At 43.7% G+C, this 4,169-nt stretch carries 5 protein-coding genes; all 5 read left to right on the forward strand.

What is annotated here, in order from left to right; all coding sequences use genetic code 11:
- Positions 1-222 precede the first annotated feature (222 nt).
- Entirely contained in the window at positions 223-1,479 is a 1,257-nt protein-coding gene (gene murA, locus AC29Z1_RS14550) for a UDP-N-acetylglucosamine 1-carboxyvinyltransferase (protein WP_488272177.1), read from the forward strand.
- A 234-nt stretch (positions 1,480-1,713) separates the two neighbouring features.
- Positions 1,714-2,709, forward strand: a complete 996-nt coding sequence (spoIID, locus tag AC29Z1_RS14555; RefSeq protein WP_488272178.1) for a stage II sporulation protein D — start codon at positions 1,714-1,716, stop codon at positions 2,707-2,709.
- Between the two features lie 85 nt (positions 2,710-2,794).
- Positions 2,795-3,493 (forward strand): peptidoglycan DD-metalloendopeptidase family protein, encoded by a 699-nt coding sequence (locus AC29Z1_RS14560; protein WP_488272179.1) that lies wholly within the window; start codon positions 2,795-2,797, stop codon positions 3,491-3,493.
- Positions 3,494-3,600: 107 nt separating this feature from the next.
- Positions 3,601-3,858 (forward strand): sporulation transcriptional regulator SpoIIID, encoded by a 258-nt coding sequence (gene spoIIID / locus AC29Z1_RS14565; RefSeq protein WP_488272180.1) that lies wholly within the window; start codon positions 3,601-3,603, stop codon positions 3,856-3,858.
- Between the two features lie 181 nt (positions 3,859-4,039).
- Positions 4,040-4,169 (forward strand): rod shape-determining protein (locus AC29Z1_RS14570; RefSeq protein WP_488272181.1); only part of this gene is annotated, 130 nt, incomplete at its 3' end.

Here is a 4,169-nt window from a genome sequence, read left to right on the forward strand (position 1 = left end):
CCCTGCTCCACTACACTTTATGCTTTACCCCAACATTTGACAAAGAACCTTTTTTGTTTCCACCATAATTTACATGGATAAGCTGCCTAAATACTGGAAAACATAAAAATGGTATTTGTGGACTACGGCAATTTTTAGGACTGATAGCTCTTGCTTAGCTACTACGGTAATGATAAACTAGTCTAGGAAAATGTACTTACCGCTGTGGTGGGAGGAAATCTTGTGGAAAAATTAATTGTTCGTGGAGGCAAGCGTCTATTTGGCACTGTACGAGTTAGTGGTGCCAAAAATGCCGTATTGCCAGTCATTGCAGCAACACTGTTGGGGACAACTCCCAGCACGTTAGAAGAAATACCCGATTTGGAAGATGTCCGTACAATTGCCGAAGTGCTTACGCATTTGGGCGCGTCGGTAAAGAACGAATCTGGTACACTATATATTGATTGTTCCAATATAACGGCTATCGAGGCTCCCTATGAACTGGTACGTAAAATGCGAGCATCTTTTTTGGTCATGGGGCCGCTGCTGGCACGTGCAGGTCGTGCGAAAATCTCGCTGCCTGGTGGCTGTGCTATTGGTACTAGGCCCATTGATCTGCATCTTAAAGGCTTTGAGGCTTTAGGTGCTAATATTGTTATGGGTCATGGGTTTATTGAAGCGAGGGCGCCGCAAGGACTTACTGGTGCGCGAATTTATCTGGATTTTCCAAGTGTAGGTGCTACCGAAAATATTATGATGGCAGCTAGCATGGCTAAAGGTCAGACCATTATTGAAAATCCGGCTGAAGAGCCTGAAATTGTTGATTTAGCCAATATGTTAAATCATATGGGGGCTAACATCCGGGGGGCAGGTACTAATCTGATCCGTATCGAAGGGGTACGTGAACTAAAAGGCGCTTGTCACTGTGTGATTCCTGATAGAATTGAGGCCGGCACCTACATGGTGGCTGCTGCCATGACTGGCGGGGATGTATATGTAGAGAATGCTCTGACTGAACATTTAAAACCAGTTATCGCTAAGCTCAAGGAAGCTGGTGTTGGGATTGAAGAAGATATCAATGGCGTCAGAGTACGTGGTACAGGCACCATTCGGTCGGTAGATGTTAAAACATTGCCATACCCTGGTTTTCCAACCGATATGCAAGCGCAGTTTATGGCGCTTATGACCATTGCTCAAGGCACCAGTATTATTACTGAAACCGTATTTGAAAACCGGTTTATGCATGTCGATGAACTCAAACGCATGGGGGCATCCATAAAAATTGACGGACGCAGTGCCGTGATTGAGGGGGTAGCTCAACTCACTGGTTGTCAAGTCAAGGCCACTGATCTTAGAGCTGGTGCTGCTATGGTATTAGCTGGACTGGTAGCCGAAGGGCAAACAGAAATTGGCTGTATTCATCATATCGATCGTGGTTATGACAATTTAGTAGAAAAATTCCGTGGTATTGGCGCAGATATTGAACGGGTTAATTATTGAACTAATTTAGATGTTATATAGTTGGCAGAAATAACGAGATTGTTTCGCACTATGCTCACAATGAAGGCACAGCATAAGCGCTGTCCATCATTGCGGATGTAGTGCGGCAATCTCGTTTTCATTTTGGAATTTTACTCATATGGGTGAGCTTGTATGCATATTATGAATCAAGGCAGTAGACAATGTAAAACTTAAAGTGAGGCAAAGGCCGCTAGGGGTGAAATGGTGAGATATGTGGTAATCGCTAGTCTATTATTGGTAATATTGACAGTTGTTGCTATCCCAGCGGTAGTTATATTGGGGATGTATGATTGGAACCAGAACCCGGCAAGTACCTCACAGCCTTTTATGTATCGGGGGGAAGATATTACGATTAAAGTATATATGCATGAAATTAACCAAATTGTCTCGATGAATTTAGAAGATTATGTTAAAGGAGTAGTTGCGGCTGAAATGCCAGCAGAGTTTGAGCTTGAGGCTCTTAAAGCACAAGCAGTGGCCGCCCGAACCTATGCGGTAAAACATATGGTGTTTTTTGGTGGAACTGGTTCCACACAATATCCGGGAGCCGATGTTTCTACCGACCACAATGATAGTCAGGCATGGCATGGTGAAACCCAATTACGAGCAAAATGGGGAGCAAATTATGAAAAATACTGGAAAAAGATATGTCAGGCTGTGGATCAAACCCGCGGGCTGATACTTGTTTACAAAGGAGAACCCATTAATGCCGTATTTCACTCCACCAGCGGGACATATACGGCAAGTGCCAAAGAGGTCTGGGGATTTGACTATCCTTATTTGCAAAGCAAAATTTGTACTTGGGATCAAAAATCACCGCGTTATCAGGACAGCAAAGCAATATCCTTGGCAGAATTGGAAGAGCGTCTTGGAACTGATGCCGGCATCATCGCTGCCGCGCAGAGCGGCGGTGCTGCAAGTATTGCCGATATTATTGACAGAACCGATTCCGGACGGGTGAACCGGGCGCGGATTGGTACCAAAACTCTAACAGGCCAAGAAATACGGGAAAAGCTTGCCCTGCGATCAACGAATTTTACGATTGAACACACGGAAGATACGTTGGTATTTAAAACCATCGGCTATGGTCACGGCGTTGGTTTATGCCAATATGGCGCCAACGGCATGGCTAAAGAAAATCGTGATTTTCGGCAAATTTTGACTTACTATTATACTGGTGTCGGTATCAAAAATATTTTCGGATCATAAAGAACCAGAGATGAGAAACTAACCTTATCCTTATTTGACGTGTCAATCCGGTGAATTTTGGGCATACTATCAATGAGGTGATAATATGCCAGGAAAAATATGGGATAACATTGGCGGTTCTCGGCTTGGCAGACAGGTACTGACAGCAGGTGGGTTATTGACGCTTGCCGCAGTTTTGCTGTTTAGTGTTATTAGTACATTCCAAGAGGTATCGAGGAACCTGCCTGACAGCCCATCACCGGATACAGAAGTAGTACAACCAGTAATAAATGAGAAAGTTGCGCAATTACCTGAATTTGTGATGTCAGGTAATGATCGCCAGGAAACGGCTTTATCGTCATCCAATCCGGATATGTCAGGTAAGGCTGAGGCCAACAGTAACAGGGAAGCTATTCAAGCATTATGGCAGGGTACTAAAACACAGGCGTTTGGCTGGCAGCTCCACCCGGTATATGGGGATTGGCGATACCATAATGGCGTAGATATCAGCGGTGTTGAAGGACAAGTCGTGCCGGCACTTGCAGATGGTGAAGTGGTGGATGTCTATACCGATCAGTTATATGGTCTGACGGTTGCCGTTAGCAGCGGAAAATATACCGTGTATTACAGTTCGCTGGGTAGTGTGGCAGTGCAGAAAAATGCCATGATTGCGGCTGGCAATCCGATTGGTTCTATGGGTAGTTGTGCAAGTGAGAGTGAGCCCCACTTACACTTATCCGTTAAAATCAATGACGAACAAAAAACAGTTGATCCTCAGGAGCTATTTCCAGATATCCCAAATTAAAAAGCTTTAGGTATAAGAATGACCCGTTTGGAGGGTCATTTTTTCTTTGGCTTCGCATATATATGATAGCAAAGGGTAAAAGGACGGGCGCGGGGGGGATAGACTGGATGAAAGAATATATTCGCAAACGGGTGCTTGATATATGCAATCATATTATGGAAACCAAGCAGACCGTGCGACAAACGGCTGCTGTTTTCGGGGTAAGTAACAGTACTGTACATAAGGATATGATTGAACGACTCCCTGAAATTAATAAACGGCTTGCAGCTAAAGTAAGAAATATTCTAGAAATGAACAAAGCAGAGCGGCATATACGTGGCGGCGAAGCTACCAGAAAAAAATATCAGGAAGAAAAAGAGGAATAAAATACCAGGGAAAAAATGCGACAAGCCGCTATATAGATGGTAAAAAATAGAGGACTTTTAATTTTTTTGTAGAATAATTAAACGTTTAACAAAATCTTTTGGTTTTCTCCTTTTTTTTAATAAAAGGTAAGACAAGCTTGGGGCATACGGAAGATAACTTGAAAGGAGATTAAGATTCTGCATGTTTGGGACCTTGGATATTGGCGTCGATTTGGGAACAGCCAACGTTTTAGTATACATAAAAGGAAAAGGGATTGTACTTAGAGAGCCGTCAGTGGTAGCCATTGACCGTGATACCAATCGCATTTTGG

This window comes from Sporomusa sp. (assembly GCF_057736855.1).